Annotated in this window: 19 protein-coding genes; 17 read left to right on the top strand and 2 right to left on the bottom strand. The window is 53.8% G+C overall.

Translation table 11 applies throughout. The annotated features are described in order from the left end of the window. Nucleotides 1-4: 4 nt before the first annotated feature. The 8 genes from sauS (at nucleotide 5) to ACR0LL_RS17660 (ending at nucleotide 10,100) form a co-directional block, all read left to right on the top strand. The gene (sauS, locus tag ACR0LL_RS17695) at nucleotides 5-1,426 is read left to right on the top strand and encodes an acylating sulfoacetaldehyde dehydrogenase (protein WP_170624869.1); all 1,422 of its coding nucleotides are present in this window, start codon (nucleotides 5-7) and stop codon (nucleotides 1,424-1,426) included. Then, nucleotides 1,423-2,934, top strand: a complete 1,512-nt coding sequence (locus ACR0LL_RS17690; protein ID WP_480588550.1) for an AMP-binding protein — start codon at nucleotides 1,423-1,425, stop codon at nucleotides 2,932-2,934. Before sauS ends, ACR0LL_RS17690 begins: the two co-directional genes overlap by 4 nt. 198 nt (nucleotides 2,935-3,132) lie before the next feature. After that, the gene (locus tag ACR0LL_RS17685) at nucleotides 3,133-4,221 is read left to right on the top strand and encodes a P-loop NTPase family protein (RefSeq protein ID WP_170624871.1); all 1,089 of its coding nucleotides are present in this window, start codon (nucleotides 3,133-3,135) and stop codon (nucleotides 4,219-4,221) included. Then, nucleotides 4,218-5,816 carry an ABC transporter ATP-binding protein gene (locus ACR0LL_RS17680; RefSeq protein WP_170624872.1) on the top strand — a complete coding sequence of 533 codons (1,599 nt, stop codon included), beginning with the start codon at nucleotides 4,218-4,220 and terminating at the stop codon, nucleotides 5,814-5,816. Before ACR0LL_RS17685 ends, ACR0LL_RS17680 begins: the two co-directional genes overlap by 4 nt. Next, nucleotides 5,807-7,366, top strand: a complete 1,560-nt coding sequence (locus ACR0LL_RS17675; RefSeq protein ID WP_170624873.1) for a sensor histidine kinase — start codon at nucleotides 5,807-5,809, stop codon at nucleotides 7,364-7,366. The genes ACR0LL_RS17680 and ACR0LL_RS17675 overlap by 10 nt, the downstream gene beginning before the upstream one ends. Continuing rightward, nucleotides 7,363-8,031, top strand: a complete 669-nt coding sequence (locus ACR0LL_RS17670) for a response regulator transcription factor (protein WP_170624874.1) — start codon at nucleotides 7,363-7,365, stop codon at nucleotides 8,029-8,031. The genes ACR0LL_RS17675 and ACR0LL_RS17670 overlap by 4 nt, the downstream gene beginning before the upstream one ends. A 312-nt stretch (nucleotides 8,032-8,343) precedes the next feature. After that, nucleotides 8,344-8,892, top strand: coding sequence for a cupin domain-containing protein (locus ACR0LL_RS17665; RefSeq protein ID WP_170624875.1), 549 nt, complete (start codon nucleotides 8,344-8,346; stop codon nucleotides 8,890-8,892). Between the two features lie 23 nt (nucleotides 8,893-8,915). After that, the gene (locus ACR0LL_RS17660; RefSeq protein ID WP_170624876.1) at nucleotides 8,916-10,100 is read left to right on the top strand and encodes a mandelate racemase/muconate lactonizing enzyme family protein; all 1,185 of its coding nucleotides are present in this window, start codon (nucleotides 8,916-8,918) and stop codon (nucleotides 10,098-10,100) included. Nucleotides 10,101-10,185: 85 nt separating this feature from the next. Here the strand turns inward: ACR0LL_RS17660 and ACR0LL_RS17655 are convergent, their stop codons facing one another. Beyond that, complete coding sequence (locus tag ACR0LL_RS17655; RefSeq protein WP_480588548.1) at nucleotides 10,186-10,713, bottom strand: MarR family winged helix-turn-helix transcriptional regulator; 528 nt, start codon at nucleotides 10,711-10,713, stop codon at nucleotides 10,186-10,188. Between the two features lie 121 nt (nucleotides 10,714-10,834). Here ACR0LL_RS17655 and ACR0LL_RS17650 point away from each other — a divergent pair, with 121 nt between their 5' ends. The 6 genes from ACR0LL_RS17650 to ACR0LL_RS17625 all read left to right on the top strand — a co-directional run bounded on the left by ACR0LL_RS17650 (nucleotide 10,835) and on the right by ACR0LL_RS17625 (nucleotide 18,411). Continuing rightward, on the top strand, nucleotides 10,835-12,094 hold the full coding sequence (locus tag ACR0LL_RS17650; protein ID WP_170624878.1) for a ferric reductase-like transmembrane domain-containing protein: 1,260 nt from the start codon (nucleotides 10,835-10,837) through the stop codon (nucleotides 12,092-12,094). A gap of 26 nt (nucleotides 12,095-12,120) precedes the next feature. Further along, nucleotides 12,121-12,612 (top strand): enoyl-CoA hydratase, encoded by a 492-nt coding sequence (locus ACR0LL_RS17645; RefSeq protein ID WP_170624879.1) that lies wholly within the window; start codon nucleotides 12,121-12,123, stop codon nucleotides 12,610-12,612. 400 nt (nucleotides 12,613-13,012) lie between these two features. Further along, nucleotides 13,013-13,999: an efflux RND transporter periplasmic adaptor subunit gene (locus ACR0LL_RS17640; RefSeq protein ID WP_480588546.1), complete on the top strand. Its 987-nt coding sequence runs from the start codon at nucleotides 13,013-13,015 to the stop codon at nucleotides 13,997-13,999. After that, entirely contained in the window at nucleotides 13,996-17,115 is a 3,120-nt protein-coding gene (locus ACR0LL_RS17635) for an efflux RND transporter permease subunit (RefSeq protein WP_170624881.1), read from the top strand. Before ACR0LL_RS17640 ends, ACR0LL_RS17635 begins: the two co-directional genes overlap by 4 nt. A 23-nt stretch (nucleotides 17,116-17,138) precedes the next feature. Then, a complete protein-coding gene (locus ACR0LL_RS17630; RefSeq protein WP_170624882.1) occupies nucleotides 17,139-17,474 on the top strand; it encodes a potassium channel family protein in 336 nt (111 codons plus the stop codon). Between the two features lie 133 nt (nucleotides 17,475-17,607). Beyond that, on the top strand, nucleotides 17,608-18,411 hold the full coding sequence (locus ACR0LL_RS17625; protein WP_170624883.1) for a bestrophin-like domain: 804 nt from the start codon (nucleotides 17,608-17,610) through the stop codon (nucleotides 18,409-18,411). Nucleotides 18,412-18,611: 200 nt separating this feature from the next. Here the strand turns inward: ACR0LL_RS17625 and ACR0LL_RS17620 are convergent, their stop codons facing one another. Further along, nucleotides 18,612-19,946: a tetratricopeptide repeat protein gene (locus tag ACR0LL_RS17620; protein ID WP_480588544.1), complete on the bottom strand. Its 1,335-nt coding sequence runs from the start codon at nucleotides 19,944-19,946 to the stop codon at nucleotides 18,612-18,614. Between the two features lie 410 nt (nucleotides 19,947-20,356). Between ACR0LL_RS17620 and ACR0LL_RS17615 the strand changes: the two genes are divergently transcribed. From ACR0LL_RS17615 to ACR0LL_RS17605, 3 genes are all read left to right on the top strand, one after another. Beyond that, nucleotides 20,357-22,024: a sulfatase-like hydrolase/transferase gene (locus ACR0LL_RS17615; protein WP_170624885.1), complete on the top strand. Its 1,668-nt coding sequence runs from the start codon at nucleotides 20,357-20,359 to the stop codon at nucleotides 22,022-22,024. A gap of 68 nt (nucleotides 22,025-22,092) precedes the next feature. After that, a complete protein-coding gene (locus ACR0LL_RS17610) occupies nucleotides 22,093-22,824 on the top strand; it encodes a hypothetical protein (protein WP_170624886.1) in 732 nt (243 codons plus the stop codon). A gap of 112 nt (nucleotides 22,825-22,936) precedes the next feature. Then, nucleotides 22,937-24,046 (top strand): HlyD family secretion protein, encoded by a 1,110-nt coding sequence (locus tag ACR0LL_RS17605; protein ID WP_170624887.1) that lies wholly within the window; start codon nucleotides 22,937-22,939, stop codon nucleotides 24,044-24,046. Nucleotides 24,047-24,138 lie beyond the last annotated feature (92 nt).

Here is a 24,138-nt window from a genome sequence, read left to right as displayed (position 1 = left end):
GAACATGAACGCTCAGAACGAGATAGCCCCCGAGATCGCCGAAGTTGACCGGATCATGGCGCAGGCGCGCAAGGCGCAGATCGCCTATGAAGCCGCAGGCAGCCAGACACTTTATGACAAGGCGGCGCTGGCAGCGGGTTGGGCGATCATGGAACCCGCGCGCAATCGGGCGTTGGCAGAGCTGGCCGTGGAAACCACAGGGCTGGGCAATGTCCCTGACAAGATCACCAAGAACCATCGCAAGACCCTCGGCCTGCTGCGCGATATTGCCGAGGCAAAGACTTACGGCGTCATCAGTGACGATCCTGAAACAGGCATCACCGAAATCGCCCGCCCGATTGGCGTAATCGGCGCGGTCGTCCCGTCGACCAATCCCGCTGCAACTCCGGCCAACAACATTATCAATGCCCTGAAGGGCGGCAACGCGATCGTCGTCGCGCCCTCGCCCAAAGGTGTCGCATCCTGTGAGCTGCTGCTGAGTTTCATTCACGCCGAGTTTGAAAAGCTGGGGCTGGACGCGGATCTGGTTCAAATGCTCCCCGCGCCGGGATCGAAGGCCAAAACCCAACGGCTGATGGAAGGCTCGGATCGGGTTATTTGCACCGGCAGCCAGAATAACGTGCACCGGGCGCAGTCCTGCGGGACACCCGCCGTCGCGGTTGGTGCGGGCAACGTCACGGTGATAGTCGATGAAACCGCCGACTTAGCGGCCGCCGCAGCCAAGATCACGGCCTCGAAGTGTTTCGACAACGCGACCTCCTGCTCGTCCGAAAATGCCGTCGTTGTTGTAGAAGCGGTCTATGACGACTTTGTCGCCGCAATGGCAGCTGAGGGAGGCGCGCTGATTCCGTCCTCTGACGAAGCAGGGATCGTTTCCCGCCTTTGGCCGGACGGACACCTGAATCGGTCAGCCATCGCTCAGGACGCTGACAAGATGCTTGAGGCGCTGGGAATGGCCGGGAAAGTCCCCGAAGGCACCAAGTTTCTGGCGGTCGAAACCGACGGCATCGGCCCCAATCACCCCCTGTCCGGTGAGAAACTAAGCCGCGTTCTGGCCCTGTATCGGGCCTCAGACTATGCCGCCGCGAAAGCCACCGCAGCGCGCATTTTAGCCCATCAGGGGGCCGGACACTCGGTCGGCATTCACACCAGCGACGACACGCGCGCGGTTGAGCTTGGTCGCGACCTGCCGACCTGCCGGGTCATCGTCAATCAAGCGCATACATTTGCCACTGGTGGCAGCTTTAACAATGGCATGCCCTTTTCGCTTTCTATGGGATGCGGCAGTTGGGGTGGGAACTCAATCGATACCAACCTGCATTGGCGGCACTTCGTCCAAACGACCAAAGTCGTGCGTGAAATAGCCCCGCGCGAACCCGCGCTAGAGGATGTTTTCGGCGCGTATTGGCAGGAGACCGGGCAATGATGGAACCGCCAAAAGGCACAGTCCGCGACTGGCTGGACCGTAGGGCCGATCAGGGCGGAACCGGGTTTGTGTTCCCCGATGGCGCACCGGATCTGAGCTGGGCGGAGCTGAGCAGCTCGTCCCGAAACGTTGCAAGCATGTTGACCCGCTTGGGCGTGCAAAAAGGCGAGAGTGTCGCCCTTGTTTACCCTAACTGCCGCGAGGCGCTGATTGCCTTATTCGGCGTTCTGTGTGGTGGGTTCCGGGCAACCATGATCAATCTTGTTGCGGGCGACAGTGCCGTAGCCTACGCGCTTGAACACAGCGGCGCACGCTTTGCCTTTGTGCACCCAGATCAAACCGAGTTGTTTGACCGAACTGCCGATCCTGCAGTGACCACGGCCTTGCAGGTCACCGACGCCGGTAACGCCACTGCCGAGCTTTACGATTTGGCGCCCGATGATCACGCCCTGCTCATGTACACTTCGGGCACAACCGGCCGTCCCAAAGGTGTCGTTCACACCCATTCCAGCCTGTTGGCTGGAGGCTGGACCACTGCTATCGCGCATGAGCTGTCAGACACGGACCGTGGCTTCTGTGTTTTGCCGATCTACCATATCAACGGGCTTTGCGTGACGGTGATGGGAACGCTCGTCTCGGGTGGATCGCTGGTCATGTGCGAACGGTTTTCGGCAAGCCGGTTCTGGGACAACGTCGGGAAAACGCAAGCTACTTGGTTTTCGGTGGTCCCGACAATAATCTCTCATCTGCTGCATTCCGACAACAACCCGGATGCCCAGACACGACAGCAGTTGCGGTTCGGGCGGTCCGCGTCATCCGCGCTGGCCCCGGATGTGCAACGCGCATTTGAAGAGCGGTTCGAGGTTCCCATCATCGAAACTATGGGGCTTACAGAAACTGCGGCGCAGATCCTGTCAAACCCCCTTCCGCCAGGCGTGCGCAAGATCGGCTCACCAGGTGTTGCGTACGGAAATAACGCCGCGATTCTGGACCTAAATCAGCAACGGGTTCCACATGGGACTGAAGGTGAGCTGGTTATAAGCGGACCGAACGTCATGCTTGAATATCTCAAGAACCCGGATGCGACTGCAGGTACTTTTACAGCCGATGGCTGGCTGCGTACGGGTGATCTGGCGCGTATGGATGAGGATGGGTACGTCTATGTCACCGGCCGCCTGAAAGAACTGATCATCAAAGGCGGTGAAAATATCGCCCCGCGTGAGATCGACGAAGCGCTGTACTCCCATCCCGACGTTGTTGAAGCCGCAGCTTTTGCGCGCCCCTGTCGCAGCTATGGTGAAACCGTTGAGGCCGCCGTGAAAATCCGGGACGGATCCGAACTGACGTCGCTGACCCTATTGCAGATTTGCGAAACCAAGCTGGGTCGATTCAAATCCCCCGATCAAGTCCATGTCTTGCCGGAATTGCCAAAAGGGCCATCAGGGAAAATACAAAGAAACAGAATACTCGAGATTCTCAACGACAAGATCGGTGGTTCGACGATGTAACCCGCAGCAGTTTTTTTATTAACAAAACACTGCTGACCTTTTTTTCATTGTTGCAGATCTGAGGAATTTCAACGGCCGTTGCTCGTTCATATCTCGTTAATATTTGCTTAACGCGTGCGTCACTCATGCGTCAGGCTTTGCAACCGCGTTCCGGACAAAGTGTGATTGTCAATACAATCCACGGCTCAGGAGGAACACATGGAAACCCACGCGACACTCAATTTTGCTTCCGTGCGGCACAAAATCAAATGGGCGTTCACGACACGCCGTGCGTTGCGTTCGGACATCGCAGGGCTTGCCCCACTCACACCAGCCACCCTGCGTGCTGGCGACCTCATATTGTGTGAGGTCGCCAGTATTGGGCAGCACAAGAAGATTCAGCAGGAAAATCAGCGCTTGTCAGTTATGTATCCTGGCGATCTCGTGGTGGTCTGTCTCGGAGACCGCTACGCTCCGGATCAGTTCCTAGGAGCCGCAAAGCTAAGTGGCGACATGCTCGATTTGTTGGCTGGTGGCGGCTTGGCGGGCACAGTTGAAGCTGCTCATCACGCGATGTCAAAACCAACACAGCTGCGCCCCATAGGTGCGCTGGCGGATCGTCACGGCATTGTAGTCAATATAGACCGGTATGCGATCGATGCCGCAACCGTGCCGGAAAACATGACGGTGTTTGGTGTTTTTGGCGCATCGATGAATGCGGGCAAAACCACCGCTGCTGTCTGTCTGGCACATGGATTGATGCGCGCGGGCTATGAGGTGGCTGGAATCAAAGCTACAGGTACTGGAGCCTTCGGGGACTTCAATGCCTTTGAGGATGCTGGCATCCCGGCGAGTGATTTCACTGATACTGGCTATGCTTCCACCTTCCGGGTGCCCTTGGCAGATATCGAACAGTCCTTTGATACGCTGGTTGGGCAAGCGGCCCGAGGTGGTGCTACGGTGGCCGTGGTGGAGATTGCCGACGGAGTATTCCAGAAAGAAACCCGCGAAATCCTGCAAGACTCTTCAATCATCCGCCGCATGGATGGCCTGCTTTTCGCAGCTCCAGATGCACTTGGCGCTGTCGGCGGCACGCAGTTGCTCTCGACCTGCGGCCTGTCACCCTTTGCTATCTCAGGCAAGGTCAGCCTGTCGGCACTTGGTGCGCGGGAAGCAGGCCATGTCACCGGAGTGCCGATCTTGACACGGGAAGAACTGTGTACCCCTGGCGTCGTTACCGATTTGACCGCTCACCTGATGCGGAATGAACGAGTTGAGACACATTCGGATGGAGCGGTTGCCGCATGAGTGATTTGAGGCTTCCTAACCCTCTTGCCCGGCCACGAGGTCGGGCAATTTTCGCCATGGTGATGCTCGGTGTACTGCAGGCGGCATGTCTGTTTCTGGCGGCACTTTCCACACGAGGCCTGTTCGAAGCACTGCACGGAAGCGCTGATGTTCCATTTATGCTGGTGGGGCTCTTGTGTTTTTCGGCGGCTGCCACGGCAACTTGCAATGCGCTTGCGCGAACAAAGGCTGAAGCCATTGGACATTCTTTCGCTATTGAACTGCGCGAAGTCGTCTTTTCGGCGATTGCGCGGCTTCCACAGAAAGTTCGAAATCGCAGAAGCGTCGGCGGGCTCTCTTTGCGCTTTGTTGGGGATATGACCGCAGCCCGGGGCTGGGTTGGATTGGGAGTACATCGGCTGATTGTCGGGGCCTTGGTTGCGCCTGCAGCATTTACTTGCTTGTGGTGGCTTGATCCGCGCCTGGCTGCTGCGGGTGCGCTCCCACTGCTGGCTGCGGTTCTGCTTATGGTAGGACTCGGTACAATTCTTCGCCGACGCCACAGGCGATTGAGAAAAAGCAGAGCCAAATTGGCAATCTTTGCGATGGAACGGATCATGATGTCGGACGCTCTGACCCGGCTTGGGCGATTGCGCCGCGAATTGAAGAGCTTGAAGAAAGAGGGCAGGGCGGTCGCAGATAATTCGGTTAGTCGCATACGTCGCGTCTCATTGTTACGAGCCTTGCCTGATGCAGGTCTTGGTTTCGGTGGAGCGGCCATCCTTTGGACTGCTCTTAATTTTGAGGTTGCGCCGGGCACAACGGCTGGAGCGTTAGCAGTTTTGGGGATAGCTGCACTGCCAATCAAAGAAATGATCGGTGTTTGGGACCGATATGTAGCTTGGAGCGTGGCGCGAGCGCGCTGCGAGGCGCTTTTGGCCTCGACCGAAGAGGAACCATCACGTTCGTCTGTTGACGCTCCGATGAGCTTGTGGCTCAAGAAGGATGGTGATCTACGATTTTACTGCCCAGCTGGCCAGGTCACTGGTCTTTCGATCCTTGAGATTGACGACGCGGTAGACGCTATGCATTGCATCGTATCTGGTTCTGAGACCAGCGGCTGGGCCGCGGAATTCGATGGTGAATCTGGGTCCACACTGCAGGTTGGTTTTGTCAATGATGATCCTTCGTTATTGAAGGGATCTCTTCGTCGCAATCTCTCGCTTGGCTGTAAGCGTCGTCCGTCTGATCATGAGATAGAAGACTGCGCGCGCGCGAATGGTCTGGGTTCACTGATGGACCGACTTGGTGGTCTTGATGGGACGGTAACCGAGCGTGGTACCAATCTTACCGCGACTGAAAAACTGAGGATTTCCGTAGTTCAAGTGATACTGGCAGAGCCAGTTTGCATTGTGATTCAGAGCTATGTCTGGTCGCATTTGGCTGACCGCGATAGGCTTCTGCCGAACCTTGGAAATAACGGTGCGACCATCGTGCACACCTTGGGAGCAAAGGAGGCGCCGGGTACGGAGGTTTGGCTCTCGGACGGGTGCAGCGATCTGAAGCGGGCTGCCAGTCATGGCATAGTAGAGGGAGACAACAGAAAATGCGCCTGACCAGTGTAGTAACTGGATATACGTTTGGAGTGTTTCTACTTGCGCTACTGAGCGGTGGTCTGGCCTTTTGGGCTATTGACCGGACCAGCAATCATATTGAGCGTATGGCTCTGGCGCAGGCCTCTTATGAGGCACATCTTCGTCTGTCCACAAACGGTTTTCAGCTATTCAAGCACTACGGCAATACGCTTTTGACGCCCGACGTTGATGATGAAACAGAAACACGCGCGCTCGCTGACCAAATTCGGTCAGATATCGCGGAGATCCGAGGTATCATCGCAACTGAGATTGAGATGGTTGGCGAGGAAGAAATTGAAGAACTGGAACTTCTAGAACGCCTGGAAACAAAGCTCGAGGTATTGATCCGGCACTTTGAACGCCGGACGAAGATACAAACACTTAACGAAGCCAGTACCCGCTGGATGGCGTTTGTCGGTCTGCTCGGCAACGATACCGAGGCTGGGTTTCGTGCCTTGATGACAATGGCGTTAGACGAGGAGCAGGAAGAAGTTGCGGAAACACGGGAAGAGCTTCGCCAAGAGGTACTTTTGGTCACAACCATGGGTGGTGCGTTTATTGTAGTTGCTGGAGGACTGGCATTTGCGGCAATTCGGTTTTTCCATCGCAACGTGACCAAACCGCTTCAAGGACTGCTGAGCGGCGTGGAAGGCATGGAGCGCGGAGAGTTAGATAAGCGCATTGCTGTTTCAGGAAGCCAAGAGATAGATCAAGTCTCAGCTCTGTTGAATTCCATGGCCACAAAGGTGAGTGAGCGCCACCAGATATTGGAAGATAAAAACACCGATCTTGAAACCATCGTGAAACAGCGGACGAGTGAACTGGAGCGGCTCTTAGAGGAGGCTCGTGTCCAGTCTGGCGGGCGGCAACGCCTTCTGGCTGATGTCAGCCATGAATTGAAGACGCCGCTTACAATCATCCGCGGCGAAGCAGACATTGCCCTGCGCAACAGGCAGCCCGAGGTTAGTGAACTCCAGGAGGCATTGCGCCGTTCTAAAGTCGCTGCGGAGCATACATCGGCCATTGTCGACGACCTGCTTTTGATATCCAGGCAAGAAAGTGGCGAACTGAAGCTCAAGAAAGAGGCGAGCAACTTATCAAGGATCGTCCAGGATGCGGTTGCACTCTCACCAATTGTTTCTGAAATTTCTGAACCGGATGGGTCTATTCCAGTCAGTGTGGACCGCCTTCGTCTACGCCAGGCACTTCTGGCTGTGCTTCAAAATGCCAATAACCATGGGGCAACAACCACTATCATAACACTTAGTGAAAACGGGGATACATGTGAGATTTCTGTTGCAGACAATGGTCCAGGTATGAGTGATGCAGAGAAGCAAAACGCATTTGCTCGTTTTTACCGGGGATCCAATGCAGGAGGGAACCGCGATGCAGGCTACGGGCTTGGTTTGCCAATTGTAAAATCCATAGTTGAAGCTCACGGCGGATTGGTCAAACTGTCAGATAGTGAGTTCGGCGGATTGCAGGTTCTGATATCCTTGCCACTGCGCGCTCCATTGAGATCTGTTTCATGAATATTTTGATAGTTGAAGACGAAGATGGGATTGCCGATTTTCTGGTGCGCGGATTGAGAGCCGAGGGCATGATTCCAACTCATGCACAAGATGGCGAAACGGCGTTGGAGCTATTAGGAGAAAACGAGTTCGACGTGGTCGTATTGGATGTCATGTTGCCTGGTATCTCGGGCCATGAAGTTTGCACCAAGATGCGATTTCGCAAGGACTACACGCCGGTCCTGATGCTGACAGCCCTTGAATCGACACATGAAAAGATCGCAGGTCTAGAAAAGGGTGCGGATGATTATCTGGCCAAACCTTTCGATTTTGACGAGTTATTGGCCCGGATTGCGGCTCTTAGGCGGCGCTGCAAGACCTGGGTGATGTGTTGTGAGCCGGAAGAAAACGTAGGCCCAATAATCCTGGATAAAGACGCACAATGCGTCCGTGTTGATGGTGCACGTCAAGACCTATCCGTCAAAGAAATGGCCATACTTACGATGCTGATGACAAATAAAGGCAAAGTGATGAGTAGGGAGCGTATCCTTAACTCAGTCTGGGGTGCGACTGCGGACCCGTTGACGAACACAGTGGACGTGCATGTGGCAAGGCTTCGCAAGAAGATTGCGCCGCATGGTGATCTGATCGCCACCGTGCATGGAACCGGTTATCGTTTCGGATGAGGCCGGGGCGAAAAGGAGATGAGTGCGAAACCTACGGAATTTCAGGTCTCAGTGCGGTGTGGATGTAGTGTGAAGATTTGTGACCTGATGGGGCCGCGCTTTGCGGCTGCGGTCGGCGCAAACGGCAGCTGCAACTCATCTGACATGGCGGGAAGCGACTGAAAAATCAAAACATTTCGAACCGATCCAGCCAACACGTTGTTATTGCGAAAGCTGTGGAAATGCCACAACTGGCGCAGAATGAAGCTAAGGCGTGATTGAACCAATTTGTCAGAAAGACAGGAGGCTATGACACGCGAAAGGAGACAGACCATGATCCCAACAATCCTAGATGATCTTGTCGGCCAAATCCGCCAAGCTGCCGCATCAGAGGATCGCTCCACAGCTATTCGGGCTTTTCTGGAGGGAAGTCTGTCGCAGATGGATGACCTGGCAGACGCCATCGCGGCAACGGAAGAGGACGAGGTTATGCTGTTCGAGGATGAAAGCTGCTCGATCTGGACCTGTCGCTATGGCGCGGAAGTCGTTTTTGCACCGCACGAACATTGCATGTCGGTACATATCGCTGTCTATCGCGGTGCCGAGGTCGAAGTTCTTTACAAGAAAGAACCCGGGAAACTGCGCCACGGCGGCAACCGTATTGTTAAGGCAGGCGAGGTTGTACGCCTTGGGCCCGAAGCCATCCACGCGATCACGGCGGATGGCAAAGAACAAAGCTGCGCTATCCACGTCTATGAAGGTCCGTTGACACAGGTAGAAAGGGCACTCTTTGACTGGACCACCGGCGATGAAATCGAGTTCACAATGGAGAACTTCCATTCAATGGCGCGTCGCAAGGCGGATATGGCAGAGTTTGACTAACCTCGGAAAGCAAGATTGACCCCATGAAGATAACATCTGTGGACGTCTATTTCCTCGATGCCGGAGATCAGAGGGGTATGCGCAATCCGATCGTTTGTCGCATCCACACCGACGAAGGCATCTATGGTGATGGTGAATGCGGCATCGGCTATGGTGTCGGCTCGACCGCGGGGTTCGGCATGGTGGCCGATCTAGCCGAGATGATAATCGGCATGGACCCGATGGAGAACGAAGTCATCTGGGACCATATGTTCAAGGAAAGCATCTGGGGCCAAGGCGGTGGCGGCGTGGTGTTTTCGGGCATCAGTGCCATCGACATCGCGCTGATGGACATCAAGGGCAAGATGCTGGACCTGCCCTGCTATCAGCTGTTGGGCGGCAAGTTTCGCGAAGATCAGCGCGTCTATGCCAGCCAGCTGCAATTTGGTTGGGACGATAGGATTGGCCCGTTCGGCAAGGCGTCTGACTACGCCATGATCACCGAGTACGCTATGGCGCAGGGCTATGACGCGGTGAAGATCGACTTCACGATGTACGATCGTGAAGCAAATCTTATCCCGAAATCCGCTTTTGAGGGGATCGTGCCGAATGCGCTGCTGGCGCTGGTTGATGAACGATTGGCCGCGATCCGCTCTGCCTGTGGTGATGAGGTGGATATAATCGTCGAGAACCACGGTCGGACGGATGCTCCTGGCGCCATCGCCATCGGCGCGCTTTGCGATAAATATCGGTGTTTCGCCTATGAGGAGCCCACCACCCTAATAAACCCAGAGACGCACAGGTTGGTGCGGGAAAAGGTGAACACTCCGATTGCCTCGGGCGAGCGGATCTACTCCCGCTGGGGATTCATGAATTATTTCCGCGAGCACGCGATCCAGCTGATCCAGCCGGATATTTGCTGCGTCGGCGGGATGACCGAGGCCAAGAAGATTTGCGACATGGCGCAAGTGTTTGACGCCACAGTGCAAGCACATGTCGCCGGCTCGCCAATTTCGACCGCAGCAGCGCTGCATTTGCAGGCGGCAATCCCGAATTTCTGCATCCATGAACATCACTTCCGCTCTACACATCCCGACGTGGTTGCCCTGTGCAAACACGACTACCAACCGGAGAATGGCCGTTATCGCGTACCGGAAAGGCCTGGTCTGGGGCAGGAAATCTCAAACCAAGCAATCAGGGGAGCGTTCATGCACAAACGTGTCGCTTGAACTAGCTGAATTGGAGATCTTCAATCTAACCAAAGGGCCTGCGAAACAGATGGCTAGATGCAAGAATCAATTTCTCAGGATAGTATTAGTCAATTGTTGAATCTGAGATTCTGGCAATCTTTTTCAAAAGGCTGACGACTTGCTTGCGTTCATCCATTGAAAGCATCTCAAGAGTTTGGTCGTTTACTTGCCGAACGATTTTCGGAAGTTGCATCGCTTTTTCGCGTCCAGCATCCGTCAAAAAAATTAGAAACGAACGACGACTGTCCGGGTCGGGCCTTCGTTCAGCGTAGCCAGCTTCGACCAGCGCATCGATGTTTCGGCTCGTGAAATAGTCCGGGAAATTGAGTTTTTCACCCAAAGCCCTCTGGTTGATCCCATCTTCGTCAGCCAGCAGCATCAAGTTGGCGAACACTTTTACGTCGACGTCCACTTCTTTCAGCGCGTGCTTCATCCGAGCGTCGATTTCGCGGGCTAAGGTCTGGATCAGAAACCCGAAACTGTTTTCTCGAATGTGCTTTGTGCTTTTCATTTGGGTCATCAGGAATGCGCTCCTGATCATGGCCTTAATCCCTAATCTTGCATCCTGCAAGTGTTGCAGTGATTTTTGCATTTACAATGATTGTAAGTGCAAGTATTGCGATTACAAGTCAAGCAGCAGGTTGAGTCGGTGTTTATCAGTCGAAATAGCTGAGGTGCCGCGCTCATAGCCAATATCATGAGGAGTGCGGGCGATGCTCAAGCGGCAGGGTGTTTTGTTGATCTTAGGCCTGATCGCAGTTTTCGGGCTTCTGCATGTCGTGTTTGCGCCAACGGATCATGACTCGAGAACTACCGCTACGACCCTGCTAGGTGGGGCTGCGTTTCTCCTGATGACCTGCTCGGTAGTGTTGTCCACGCGCGCTCCGGTTCTAGAAGACTGGTTTGGTGGGTTGGATCGAATGTATCAGACCCATAGAGTTGTCGGAGTGCTTGCCGCTCTGCTCGCGCTTGTTCATTTTTTTGGCGTACCAAAGGAGCTTCCGGCGGGCGTTGATCCTCTGCAAAACCCGCTGGTTCCTTCTGCCCCACTTGGGATGTTAGGACTTATCTTTCTCGTAATCGGTCTGTTCATCGCTTTGAACAGAAAAATCCGATATTCCTTCTGGCGACCCACACACAAGATCATGGCGCTTGTATATGTGCTTGTGATCGGACATTTCTTCACAGCACCTCAGATCTTCTTTGTGCAGTTTAGCCCCTCCGGTTTGCTGCTGCTGGCCGCCGCAACATGCGGTGTGGTCTGCCTGATCTATTCAATATTCGGGATGAACAAGAGAACTGCGGCACCCTACACAATCGAGGCTGTTAATGCGCTTGAACGGGCCACCGAGATCGTCCTTAAACCCACAGGACCGCACCTTGACTTCAAGCCCGGTCAATTTGCCTTTGTTGAGATTGCAGGCAAAGGGTGGAGCGAGCCTCATCCTTTTACAATCTCAAGCGCTCCCAGTGATGGGCACTTGAAATTTACTATCAAGGTTCTGGGTGACTGGACGCGCAAGGTGCGCGAAGAACTGCAGCCTGGTGGTCACGTCAATGTTCGTGGGCCATACGGGCGATTTGACGCGACGAAGGCTGGAGATAAGCAAATCTGGCTGGCCGGTGGCATTGGATTAACTCCGTTTCTGTCAAAAATCCGAGCTATGGAGTCTGGGGATTCCCGACAAATTCATCTGGTTTATGCAGCTCGCGAAGCGCAGGATGCGATTTTTCTGGATGAACTTCGTGATCACGCTGCCCGATTGGGGAACGTCACGTTGGTGCCCTTGTTCTCAGACGAGGGGAACTTTGCTCGCGTAGACATGATGAAACAGAAACTGCCCGATCCCTTGGATAGCTATGAGTATTTCATGTGTGGTCCAAAGCCGATGGTGGACGGTTTGATGAAAGACCTCAAATCCGAAGGCGTTCCACGCAGCAAGATTCACACCGAGGCATTTGAGTTCCGTTAATCACCAATTCATCAGGCTGTATTTCCATGAAAAAGCTTCTCTCATTCATCGCTGAGATTGGAACCATCATGTATGTGGGCGGCATTCTATCCCACATTGTAATCGGTGCCATCAACGCACATCCATCTCCCGAAACAGCTGCTGTCATTTACCACTACAAGCTGCAGAGCGCTTACATTCTCATTCTGCCCGGTCTTGGTCTGAAAATCCTGGTCGATCTGATCCTATTCTTTGGCTTTGCAGAACGCGCCTGGTGGATGCGGATCAAACTTGCGATGACGGCCTTTCTGACAGTCAATGCGTTCGTTTTTCTGGTCCCGATGATGCCGGAACTGCTGGAGATGGCTAAAGCCTCAATCCCAGACGGCGAACTGAGCAAGGCTTTTCTCGACCGTGAAAACACTGAGAAGCTGGTTGGGATGTCGAACGTGATCCCCTTGGTTACAGAGATGATCATGGGGGCGTTCCGACCTAGGATTTCAAAGGCTGAACGGATGCAGTTGGTCGAACGGGCCTGACCACAACCTCTCAACCCCCAAGACGCCGAGGAATAGTCACATGAACTTCCGACCCCTGTTGTTTCTCCCCCCTCTGGCAATTGGCGTGGGCGGGTTCATGTGGCTAACCAGTGAAGACGCGGCGGAAGTAACACCTCCGGCTGAAACAGTAACGGTCGTGCGCACGATGGCGCTGACCCCAACTTCCGCAGTACCGAACGCATCCGGGTATGGTCGCGTCACTGCCGTGGACAGCTGGCAAGCAATTTCGCAGGTCGATGGGCGCGCAACCTTCGTGTCTCCTGAACTCGAGGTGGGGACAGTTATTTCAAAAAACACGGAAATTTTGCGGGTTGATCCCCGGGACTACGAAATCTCACTAGCGAGGGCGACTGCATCCCGAGACAGCGCCCAAGCTGCATTGGATGAACTGGAAGCGACCGAGCAAAACACGAAGGCTTCGATTGAACTGGAAACCCGCCTTTTGGATGTACGCAGGGCAGAGTTGGCGCGGCAAGAAACTCTGTTGGAACGCGGAAGTGCATCCCAGTCTGTTGTTGATACGGCTATCGGTAATTTGCTCGCGCAAGAAAAGATGGTTTTGAATCTTGAAAATGCGCTGCGGTTACTCCCCGCGCAGCGCGCCTCGCTGCAGGCTACGATCGACACCCGTGCTGTCGAAATCGAAGAAGCCGAGCGAGCATTGGCAAACACGACCATTACCACTCCACTCACTGGGCGTGTTGTAGCCAAATCGGTGTCACCGGGACAGTTCATTCGTTTCGGTGACACCGTAGCCACAATAGAAAGTACCGCCGCATCGGAAGTCACGGCAGAATTCCAAACTCGTGTTCTTGGCAATTTGTTCACAACGCTAAGAGGTATTGAACCCATCGATGCGCTGCGAGGTATGGATGTATCTGATGCTTTTGATGTGTTGCAGAGCTTTGACCTTCAAGCAGAAGTGCGCATGTCTGTCGCAGGCGAGGTCTACGCATGGCCAGCTGAGCTCGTTCGGTTTGATGGCAGCGCAGACCCGACAACGGGAACGGTTGGTCTGGTTGTCCGAATAGAAAGCCCAAGCGTACCAAACCCCGACAGACGCGGGCCACCGCTTTCAAATGGCACCTTTGTTGAAGTCCAAATATCTGCGCCGTCCGCGCTAGAGGCACTGCGTGTCCCACGCGCAGCTTTGCATACCGATGGACCAACCCGCTTTGTCTATGTTCTGGACGATGAATCCCGGCTCGAGCGGCGGGAGGTGGAAACTGGTTCGGTTCAGAACGACGAGGTCATTGTCCACAAAGGTCTCGCAATCGGCGATCAGCTCGTCTTGTCCGACCCCCGACCCGCAGTCATTGGTATGTTGTTGGAGCCTGTTGAGGAATCTACAGGCCAAGAGTCATGATCGCATACTTCACACGGCATCCCGTCGCAGCAAACCTCGCCCTGATCGCTGTCTGTTTAATCGGCCTATCCACACTGCTGGACATGGAGCGTGAAAGCTTCCCGGAATTCACTGCGTCCGAAGTTTCGGTCTCGGTCGAATTCCCGGGCGCGTCGGCCAGCGATGTGGACGAGCAAATCTGCCTTATTCTCGATGAGGCGTTGGGAGCAGTTAACAATCTAGAAGAGATTGAGTGCCTGTCTGTTGAAAACCTGGCGACGGCCACCCTCACTATGGCGGAGAACGGAGATATCGGGCAATTTTACAACGATATCTCATCAGAAGTCTCCAGTATTAATGATCTACCGTCAGAGGCCGAACTTCCGTCGGTCAGCATTCTTGGTCAAACGGAAGTGATCGCATCTGTAGCGGTTTCGGGCATTGAAACACATGATGGCCTGATTCAATACGCTGACGCGTTTGCGGAAGAATTAGCCAATTTGCCAATGATCGCGACCGCCGAGGTCACGGGTATATCGGAAGCCGAATACCGTATTTCGTTTGATCAACTGGCATTGCGACGGTTTGGGCTTAGTCCGAAGGACGTCGCTGACGCTGTTGAGGCGCGCAGTTTGCGCGCGCCCTTAGGTACAGTCGCAACGACGGGGCGCGAGATCACCCTGCGCTACTTCGATGCGCGCCGTTCAGCAACCGACCTGGAAAACTTGGTTCTGGTGGAGACGCCGGAAGGCGGGATCGTGCGTCTGGTAGATGTGGCTGAGGTCACATTGTTTGAAGCCGCACCAGAGCAGCAGTCTTTTATTGACGGGGATCGGGCCGCAATCATTCAGGTCAGCAAACGCAAAACCGATGACGCCATTAAGGCCTTTGCACAGGTGTCTGACAAAATTGCGCAAGAAGAAATGCGGTATCCTGCGCCGTTTCGAATTACGGTCGTCAACAATTTGACCGAAACCGTTGAGACCCAGATCAATCTGGTTCTAGGCAATGCTGTCCAGAGTTTGCTGCTCGTGGTTTTGGTCATGTGCCTGTTTTTTTCCGTGTCCGAAGCAATTTGGATTTCATTCTCGCTGCCGTTTTCGTTCCTCGGTGGTATTTTCCTCATGGGTCTGGTCGGGGTGACGATCAACACGATCTCTTTGATCGGATTGCTGATGGCAATCGGTCTGATCATGGATGACAGCATCGTCATAGCGGACAATATCGCGAAATGGCGCCAGAAGCTGGGGCCTAAAGAAGCTGCAATCAAGGGCGCTACGGAAGTTATGCCAGGTGTACTGTCATCCTTTCTGACCACTGCGTGCGTGTTTGGCCCGTTGATGTTTCTTTCAGGTGAAACCGGAAAAGTGCTTCAGGTGATCCCGATCGTGTTACTGCTGACGATGATCACCAGCCTGATTGAGGCATTTCTGATCCTTCCTCATCATATGGCTCATACACGTGCCGATGCGGTTAAAAATGCCCGGCGTTTTGTACCACGCTTGTTGGATCGCTCGCGCGATGGGTTCTTCATTCCAGTCGCTTCGGCTCTGCTACGATGGCGGTACGCGACGTTGGGATCGGTCTTTGCGATCCTAATCCTGAGCATCGGAATGCTGGCATCCGGGCTAGTTAAAGTTGTCGGCTTTCCAGAGACCGAAGGTGACACAATTGAGGCGCGTATCGCCTTGGCTTCTGGCTTACCCATCGAGCGCACTCAGAATGCTGTGGCGCAACTGATTTCGGGTCTGCAGCGAGTAGACACGGAGCTGACGCCTGGAACCGAAGAGGCTCAGCCTCTAGTCGAGCGTATTCTGGTTCAGTATTCGGTCAATCAGGACGTCAAAGACAATGGTGCCTATACGGCTACTGTTACCGCAGATCTGCTTGAAAGCGATTTGCGCAACGTCGCTGCAAATGACGTACTGGCCCTTTGGAAACAAGCTACGGGACCTCTGCCGGATCTGGTTCAAAGCAATTTCACGCAGATCGCGGCTGGCCCCGGTGGAGACGATCTGGACGTGGAACTCGCCTCACACGATCTTGAGAATTTGGAGGCTGCGACCAATGAGCTACTTAAAAGGCTGATCGCTCGAGATGACGTGACCGAAGCCTATCAGGATTTTTCGAAGGGCCGATCTGAGATTCGACTTTCGCTGACGGAGTTCGGCTATGTCACCGGATTGACCCCACAGGGCGTAAGTGCGCAACTACGGGCTGCGTTTTCGGGAACTGAGACAGATAGCTTCCGCCAACAGTTTTCAGATGTCGCAATCCGCGTTGAGCTTGGCGACTCAGTACCAACACTTGCCGATCTAGAGCAGTTTCCAATTACAATCCCAACCGGTGAGCAAGTGGCACTGTCGGGCGTTGCCAACATTGAACTTACTCAAGCCTACGCGCAGATCACCAGAAAGAACGGGCAAGCCATTTCCCGAATTATTGGAAAGATCGACCGCCGAGCGACTACTTCAACCGCTGTCTCGGCCCTCGTCACAGACCAAATCGGGCCTGATTTGCAACAATCGTACCCCGAAGTCTCGATAGGTATCGGGGGTGCCACGGAGGAGCAGCAGAAGACGCAGGCCTCGATTTCTACTGCGCTGCTGACGGGCCTTGTCGGAGTCTATCTGATCCTCGCCTTTCAGTTCCACAGCTACACCCTGCCGTTCATGATTATGCTCAGCATTCCTTTTGCGTTAATCGGGACCATTTTTGGGCATTTTGCTCTCGGTATCGACATTTCAATGCCGAGCTTCATCGGCTTTGCTTCGTTAGCGGGTATCGTAGTGAATAATGCTATCTTGTTCCTGACGTTTTTTGAATCAGAGATCGAGGATGGCGATTATCTGAACGCAGCAATTGACGCGGTTCGCCATAGGTTCCGTCCCGTGGTTTTGTCCTTTGCAACAACCTTCGCCGGTTTAATGCCTATGCTCTTTGAAACCAGCCCACAGGCTCAGGTCCTTGTCCCATTGGTGGCGGCGGTAGCTTTTGGTCTGCTGGCCTCAACACTGCTCGTGATCTTCGTCTTCCCAACTGTGATTGGGATCTATTTCGACTTTGTCGATGTCAGAAAGTGGCGTGCAAATCGGCAGGGCCACAAGAATAACAGTTCAACACTGGAGCCTGCCTAACGTTTCAATGGCCGAGAACCGGAATGCTGAGTAACTTTCTATTCAATTATATTGGCCTGTTTCGAGCCTTGGCTATGGCGTTAACAGATGGACGGTCGCTGCACTTGCTCGCAATGTCCGCGTCACTGGTCTTTGTCAGTACTTGCTTTTACGTACTCGTCGAGGGTTGGAGCATTTTGAATGCGATGTATTTTTCAGTCATCACCATGTCGACTGTCGGCTACGGTGATATTGCGCCCATCACCGCAGCGGGAAAGGTCTTTACGATGATCTTCACCGTTGCTGGCATTGGAATTTTCGTAGCTACGATCACAACCATCGCCACCATCTTTGTTGCGAATTTCAAGGTGCGAAAGTGACTAGTGACAGGCTGAACCCCAAAGCAGCCGTTCATGCTTTCCGCAGCATTCAAAGGAACGAGATATACGGGCGCGCCATGCAACCGTTACCTAGCCTTGTTGATATTCAAAGCTATTCCAGAGGCCACTGACGATGGGTCCAATCGAGTATTTTTCAGCCTTTGCCTTCATTGGTTCAATTATTGTCTTAGCGCTTGTCAGCTATTTCTTGGCGCGTTTGGCTTTTCGCAACAGGATTGTGAAGGAGGAAACACGTGAGTTGGCAGTCTCTGTCCTGTTTCGGATTGGAGCCTTGCATGGATTGGTTCTGGCGCTTGTATTTGCGCAGGACCTGGCGGGAGTACGCAATGTTACGCAAGCTGCGGCGCGAGAAGCTTCACTGGTTAGCGACATCTACCATGACGCCGAACGTTACGGGCATGTCGAAACACATGCGTTGCGGCAGAGCTTTGCTCGATATGCCTTGATCGTCACGGAAGAAGAATGGCCACAACTCGCCAGTAAAAAAGAGCTTTCAGAACTGGCATGGCAACATTGGGAGGCAGGATATGCCCTGTTGCTGCGGATGACCCCTGAAACTTCCGAACAAAGCCGTTTACACCAATTCATGCTTGAAGATGTGCGAGAGATATCTGAATTGCGGGAACGGCGCGAGAACGCAGCGCGTGGTGCATCAAGGGCGTTGTTCAGTATGGCTGCTCTTGTGGGTATTGTTCTGATATCAGCGGCCTTTTTTACATGGCCCGCGACGGCATTGAATTTAACACTGGTCTCCATGTTTGCAGCTTATTCTGGGCTGATCCTGTTCATGACCGTTTCTTTTTCCAATCCGTTTGAAGCGCCGGGGAGGGCTCCAACATCTGGTTTTGAGCGGTTCTTGACTATTGAAGTACGAGAGATGGCAGCGACCGATTTTGATCAGGCAAACAGCGATTAGTGTCGCGGTTTGAGAGCATCTGGGCTGGAAATCGGAGAATTCAGCCGGAACCAAAAAAGGCCAATGCCTTAGACGAATACCTTGAATTTCACTTGTGCAGGCAAAGGAATCTTCTTGGCTAGGATTGCAATGATTGCCACGATCCTGGACAGAAATTTCAAACTTCAAGGGTAGGGCTTTCACTATGCTGGCCGGAATGATTAGGGCACCCATCCAGCCTGTCGCATCTGAGCAATCAGCTTCTCTGCATCTTGCGGATTTTGAAACAGGCGGAGCATGAGTTCTTCGATCCGGCTATCTGGCCAAGCTTCATTGTATTCCTTAACTAGTTTTTGCGCCTCTCGTGTTCTACCCGTCGCCTGTAGAGCAGCGATCAGATGCGCGGTATTGATCTCACTGACCGGACCACCCGATGCGGCAGCTTCCATCAGGTGTTTTGCGGCCTCGTTGTAGTTTCCAGTGTAGAAACTCGCATTGCCAAGTACGTTTCGCCAAGGAAAACGCGATCCTCGCCGGTTCAGGTGCAAACCCGGGTCTGAGTTGGCGATAGCCCTTTCAAAGTCACCTGAAAAAAAAGCGATGATCGCGTCGATTTCAAGTGTGATCAGGTCATCCGGGTCCAATGAAACTGCGCGCTTGGACAAGCGGTTTGCGTCATCGAAATCCCTCTCGAACATCAAAAGGAATGCCATGGCAGATTGGCTCCAGCCTTCTGCGGGAGCTAATCGCGATGCTTCCTCGGCGTATTGTCGCGCCTGCTCGAACATCTGATCGCGGTCTGGCCCATCTGGGGCTAGTCCACCAAACATAGCTGCGGCTTGCGCAGCTCCGGCATATCCACCGAAATAATCGGGGTTTAACTCGATGGCTTTTTCAAAAAGCGTTAGCGCAGCAAGCAGGCGCGTCGGCTGCGTTGCCGGAAATAACAAGCCGCGCGCTTCCTCGGCGAGATTGCGCGCTTGAAGTGCAGTGGGAGACTCCTCAAACAGGGCCGCTCGTTCTGCGTTTTGACGAGAGTCAGACTGGGAGTTCTTCGGCACCTTGTTTGGGTCATTCACCGAAATCCACAAAGTGATCGCAGCAATAGCCAACAATCCAAACGCACCGGCACCAATAAAGTACAGTCTAACATAGCTCTTTTTTGGTTTAGTCTCGTTTTCTTGGCTCTGTGCAACTTCAAACTGAGGCGTATAGCCACCCTTGGCGACTTGAATTCGTAGCGGATCTTTTGCCCCTTCGTCTGAATAGTACACTTCCAGTCTCCGTCGCAGACGACCCGCGTCGACTCGCACTACATTTGCAGTAGAAATGTCCTTCTGAGACTTCCGGCCATAAACGTCCTGAGCAATGTTTTTTCCACGTATTTTGTCGCCGCGCCCCGCAATACTTTCCTGAACAATGTACCTCAGAAACTCTTTGAGGCGGTCAGCTCCGGCGAAGGCTTTACTCGACACGACACGGTCCAAGGCACCCACGACTGCGTCGCTGTCCAAAACGATCTTACTTTGACCTTGCATTCCGAATCCCAAAGCCATGAATAACAACATAATATCATGAAGTTACGGGTTCAGTGTAACCGTAACATACCATATAAAACTATACCTAATTTTCTCATTCAAATATTCAATCCTTGTCCGCTAGTTCCCGGAGGCCTGCTGTGGAAATCGAAGAATTGTGGAGTGCTGGGTTAGAAGAGTGCTTCGAGAATGGGTTTGAACACGTTTGCGCGCTCTATCAGCGGGATGAAGTTTTTGCTGAGATGTGCCGCGACTTTGTCGAAATTCACAAACTGAGCAATCTAGACCACACCACAGATGTACATGTGCTTGAGTGCTTGATTGGGCTCAGACAAGAAATCCAATCCCACTTCCAGAGCGTACAATCATCGATCACTCCAAACCATCCGTAGAGAACTGGCAAAGTCAATCAGAGGAAATGTAAGAGTATGAAACTAACCTGGTTAGCAATTGCTCCTATTGCCTTGGCAGCGCAGCCGCTGCTGGCACAGGAAGCGCCGATCAATCATGACGCTGAGTATTATATCCTGCAATCGCAGCGCAGCACTCAGTGGGCTGAGGATGACGCTGCCGTTGATGATGCGCTGGCAGGCTTTCGCGAAGCGAACGGCGGCAAAGCGCCAAATATCATCAGTGTTCTGATTGATGACTTGGGTTTCGGCGATATGGGCATCCCGGAATTGAACGCGCTGCGCGGATATGAAACGCCAAACATAAACGATTTCTCGGACGAGGCTATGCGCCTGGTGCGCATGTACACCGAGCCATCTTGCACGCCAACCCGTGTTGCACAAATGACTGGCCGTTTGCCGGTCCGTATGGGAATGGGCGACACTGCGGTTGATATCGCGGGCTTTGGCCTACCGGGTGATGAAGTCATCCTGCCGGAAGTTCTGAAACAGGCCGGGTATGCAACCAGTCACGTTGGCAAGTGGCACATGGGTGACATTGCTGAGAGCTGGGCCATGAACCAGGGCTTTGACTATGCCCAGATGGCGGTACACCAGCAGGGTCAGCTCACGATTTTCAATGACGACGCCATCAAAGAGGGCGTGTCGGTCGCGAATAATGACTACTTGCCCACTTACACCTTGGACGCATTCTTTCGACCTGACGCATCGCACATGATGACCGTTATCGAAGGCGAAGCTGGAGGCCCGATCCGTGAGATTCGGATGGAAGAAGGCGAGCGATGGAATGCCGCGAAATATGGTGAAATGAACCAGGCGTTTCAGGACAAAATGATGGAAGAGCTGTCCCGCCTTGCTGGAGGAGAAGAGCCGTTCTTCCTGCAATACTGGCCGATGCTGCCGCTCGACAACACGCGAACTGGTCGGGAGGGGCCGCAGTCGCCGAATGGGGGCCTTTATGCGGACAAGATGCAGTTGGTCGACCGTTGGCTGGGCGACATGTTTGATGAAATGGAGAAGCTGGGCATCGCTGACAACACCATCGTTGTGGTGATGGGCGACAACGGTCATTTCACCAAGTATTCGCCGCAATCCGGCTATACCCCGATGATTTTCCGTGGCGGCAAATCGGATACGACCGAAGGGGGTGTGCGTACAGATGCCTTTATCCGCTGGCCTGGAATGATCGAGGCGGACAGCATGCTGAACAGCATCATCCATGTGTCTGACATCTATACGACGCTGGCACGCTTCGCCGGGGCTGATGAGTATATCCCGCGTGACCGGCTTGTAGATGGTGTGGACCAGACAGCGTCAATCCTGTTCGACGATGAGCAAAAGGGACGCCGTGACCATGTCATCATCTATTCCGATGATAAGCCAAAGGCCATTGTAAAGGATCAGCTGAAGCTGAAGCTGCCGCCTCCAGGCGAGAACCCGATCGTGGCGAAATTCTACAACCTGTACCACGATACACGCGAGGAATACTCGGTTTCGACAGAAGTCGGCGCATGGGGTGGCCAGGAATTCGTGCGTATTCTAGCTCGGCACAAAGCGCGCAAAGAGAACTATCCGGACACACCACCCGCTTTTGGAATGCCCTACGAAGGTATAGAGAACATTCGGCCAGAAACACAGGCCGCAGTTGATGCCTTTATCGTCCGCAAGGACTCTCCCAATCAATGACAGAACTCCGGCGGCCCTGATCTTGGGCCGCCGGGCATCTAGTTGCCACACGAAGATGGAGAAGTTGTTTGAAACAGCTCATTAGCACTACCGCGTTGACCGCGATCATGACTTGTGTCGCAGGGCCATCCTTTGCTGATCAAAATAATTGGGACTTCCGCGCGTTTATCTATCTCTGGGCGCCTGAATTGGGTGGTACCACGGTCACCGGCGAAAGCATGACCGTGAGTTTCTCAGACTTACTTGATAACCTTGATTTCGGTTTGATGGGCGCACTGGAAGCAAACAACGGGCCGATTTCAGTATTAGGCGATTTTCAGTACCTCGATGTAAGCGCAGATCAAGACAGTGCTGTAGGACCGGGCATCCCGGCCAGCGCAGATGCGGACGTTACAGGTTTCGTATTCACCGGCTCCGTCGGGTATGACTTCAGACATACGCAGGATGGTCAGTTGGTCGGTTTTGGTGGCTTCCGCTACCTCGACATGGACACGACGGCGAACCTGGCTGTTGGTAACGGTTCACAGCGCGTTTCCGGGTCAATCTCCAACACTGATGCCATCGTAGGCGTGCGAGGCGTCTTCCCAATAGCAGATCGTTGGGCCTTTTCATTTATTACCGACGTTGGCGGGGGTGATAGCGATCTGACCTGGCAGGCAGGTATCACGTTTGACTACCAGATCAACAATTGGAACCTGAGTTTTGGGTACCGCCATCTCGACTGGAATATCGGGAACTCAGACGTTGTGAGTGATCTCTCATTCTCCGGGCCCATAGTCGGCGCGAAGCTCTCGTTCTAATGCCGCGAAAGAAGCAACGACAACCGACTCCCAACTAAGGAAACCCGTGTGAATGGCCTTCCTATTGCCGACGGAGTTGATTGGATGATGAATACCTGATGAGGCACATTAAATGCTGATTGTTTTGGCACTGTATTTCGGGCTCGCCTGGCTCGTGTTCTCAAAACTCCGCCTGTTACCGTGGAACGCTGTCTCTAAGACTGTCATCTATGGTGGCAGTATTCTCATCGCGTTGGTTGTCATCGGGGCATTGAATCATACGACACCCACAGGAACGGCATCCGTTCAAGGCGCGGTGATCAATATAGCGCCCAACGTTTCTGGCCCGGTGACGGAAGTGGCTGTGAAGCCCAATCAACCGGTGGCAAAGGGCGATGTGCTTTTTCGGATCGACAACACCGAATACTCCGCAGAAGTGGCTCGGCTTGAAGCCGCTCTTTCTTCTGCGCAGGCTGAAGCGGACCAGTTGGGCCATGACCTGACAGCCGCCGAAGCTGATATTGCATCACTTGAAGCCCAGCTAACCTTTGGCATTGCGCGGCGCGATGACATCATCCGTCTCGCAGACCGGGGCGCATCGTCAGAGTTCCAGCTGCAGGAGGCCGTTTCCACAATTGAGCAACTTGAGACGAACCTGCGTGCGGCGGCGGCCCGAAAAGCGGGCCTTGAGAGGCGTCTCGCAGCGCAGGTGGACGGCGTCGATGTGGGTGTCGTCGAAGTGGAGAACATGCTGGCTCAGGCACAATGGGTGCTTGAACAGACGGTAATTCGCGCGCCTGCCGATGGTTTGGTGACGGGGCTCTCGCTCAGGCCCGGAAACCGGGTTACGACACTGCAGGGCGCGGTCAATTTTGTGGTTCCGGGAGATCGCGTCCTGATTGCGACCTTGCCGCTGAGCAGCCTTGAGAACGTCTCCGCGGGTGACAAGATCAGGATCGCGATGCGCAGTGCTCCAGGCCAAGAGTTTGAAACAACCATCCGAGACATACCTCCTGCAACAAGTGAAGGAGCACTTGATACAAGGAGCGGCCTCCCCTCGCTCCGTGAATTGGCCGGATCATCGGAATACATCGTGATCGCAGACATTCCGAACGACCTGAGTGACAAGACGACAAAGCTTGGTGCGTCCGGCACCGCCCTAGTGATTACCGAAGAGGCCGGAGCGATCTCCGCGCTGGCAGAAATCCTTTACTGGATCACAAAGAAGCTGAATTACCTATGAACAAAGCGATGCAACAGGTGCATGTCTATGTCGGTATCGAATAGGTCTTGCTGTGCCCCGAGTCCTCAAAAAAATGCGAACGCAGGAATATT

This window comes from Ruegeria sp. AI2 (genome assembly GCF_056541275.1).
The sequence above is the reverse complement of the archived record's forward strand: the minus strand, read 5'-3'. Positions and strand labels throughout refer to the sequence as shown.

Excerpts from the sequence above, each read along its gene's own strand:
- sauS (WP_170624869.1), top strand. The coding sequence starts at position 5 with ATGAACGCTCAGAACGAGATAGCCCCCGAGATCGCCGAAGTTGACCGG.
- ACR0LL_RS17690 (WP_480588550.1), top strand. The coding sequence starts at position 1,423 with ATGATGGAACCGCCAAAAGGCACAGTCCGCGACTGGCTGGACCGTAGG.
- ACR0LL_RS17685 (WP_170624871.1), top strand. The coding sequence starts at position 3,133 with ATGGAAACCCACGCGACACTCAATTTTGCTTCCGTGCGGCACAAAATC.
- ACR0LL_RS17680 (WP_170624872.1), top strand. The coding sequence starts at position 4,218 with ATGAGTGATTTGAGGCTTCCTAACCCTCTTGCCCGGCCACGAGGTCGG.
- ACR0LL_RS17675 (WP_170624873.1), top strand. The coding sequence starts at position 5,807 with ATGCGCCTGACCAGTGTAGTAACTGGATATACGTTTGGAGTGTTTCTA.
- ACR0LL_RS17670 (WP_170624874.1), top strand. The coding sequence starts at position 7,363 with ATGAATATTTTGATAGTTGAAGACGAAGATGGGATTGCCGATTTTCTG.
- ACR0LL_RS17665 (WP_170624875.1), top strand. The coding sequence starts at position 8,344 with ATGATCCCAACAATCCTAGATGATCTTGTCGGCCAAATCCGCCAAGCT.
- ACR0LL_RS17660 (WP_170624876.1), top strand. The coding sequence starts at position 8,916 with ATGAAGATAACATCTGTGGACGTCTATTTCCTCGATGCCGGAGATCAG.
- ACR0LL_RS17655 (WP_480588548.1), bottom strand. The coding sequence starts at position 10,713 with ATGCAAAAATCACTGCAACACTTGCAGGATGCAAGATTAGGGATTAAG.
- ACR0LL_RS17650 (WP_170624878.1), top strand. The coding sequence starts at position 10,835 with ATGCTCAAGCGGCAGGGTGTTTTGTTGATCTTAGGCCTGATCGCAGTT.
- ACR0LL_RS17645 (WP_170624879.1), top strand. The coding sequence starts at position 12,121 with ATGAAAAAGCTTCTCTCATTCATCGCTGAGATTGGAACCATCATGTAT.
- ACR0LL_RS17635 (WP_170624881.1), top strand. The coding sequence starts at position 13,996 with ATGATCGCATACTTCACACGGCATCCCGTCGCAGCAAACCTCGCCCTG.
- ACR0LL_RS17630 (WP_170624882.1), top strand. The coding sequence starts at position 17,139 with ATGCTGAGTAACTTTCTATTCAATTATATTGGCCTGTTTCGAGCCTTG.
- ACR0LL_RS17625 (WP_170624883.1), top strand. The coding sequence starts at position 17,608 with ATGGGTCCAATCGAGTATTTTTCAGCCTTTGCCTTCATTGGTTCAATT.
- ACR0LL_RS17620 (WP_480588544.1), bottom strand. The coding sequence starts at position 19,946 with ATGGCTTTGGGATTCGGAATGCAAGGTCAAAGTAAGATCGTTTTGGAC.
- ACR0LL_RS17615 (WP_170624885.1), top strand. The coding sequence starts at position 20,357 with ATGAAACTAACCTGGTTAGCAATTGCTCCTATTGCCTTGGCAGCGCAG.
- ACR0LL_RS17605 (WP_170624887.1), top strand. The coding sequence starts at position 22,937 with ATGCTGATTGTTTTGGCACTGTATTTCGGGCTCGCCTGGCTCGTGTTC.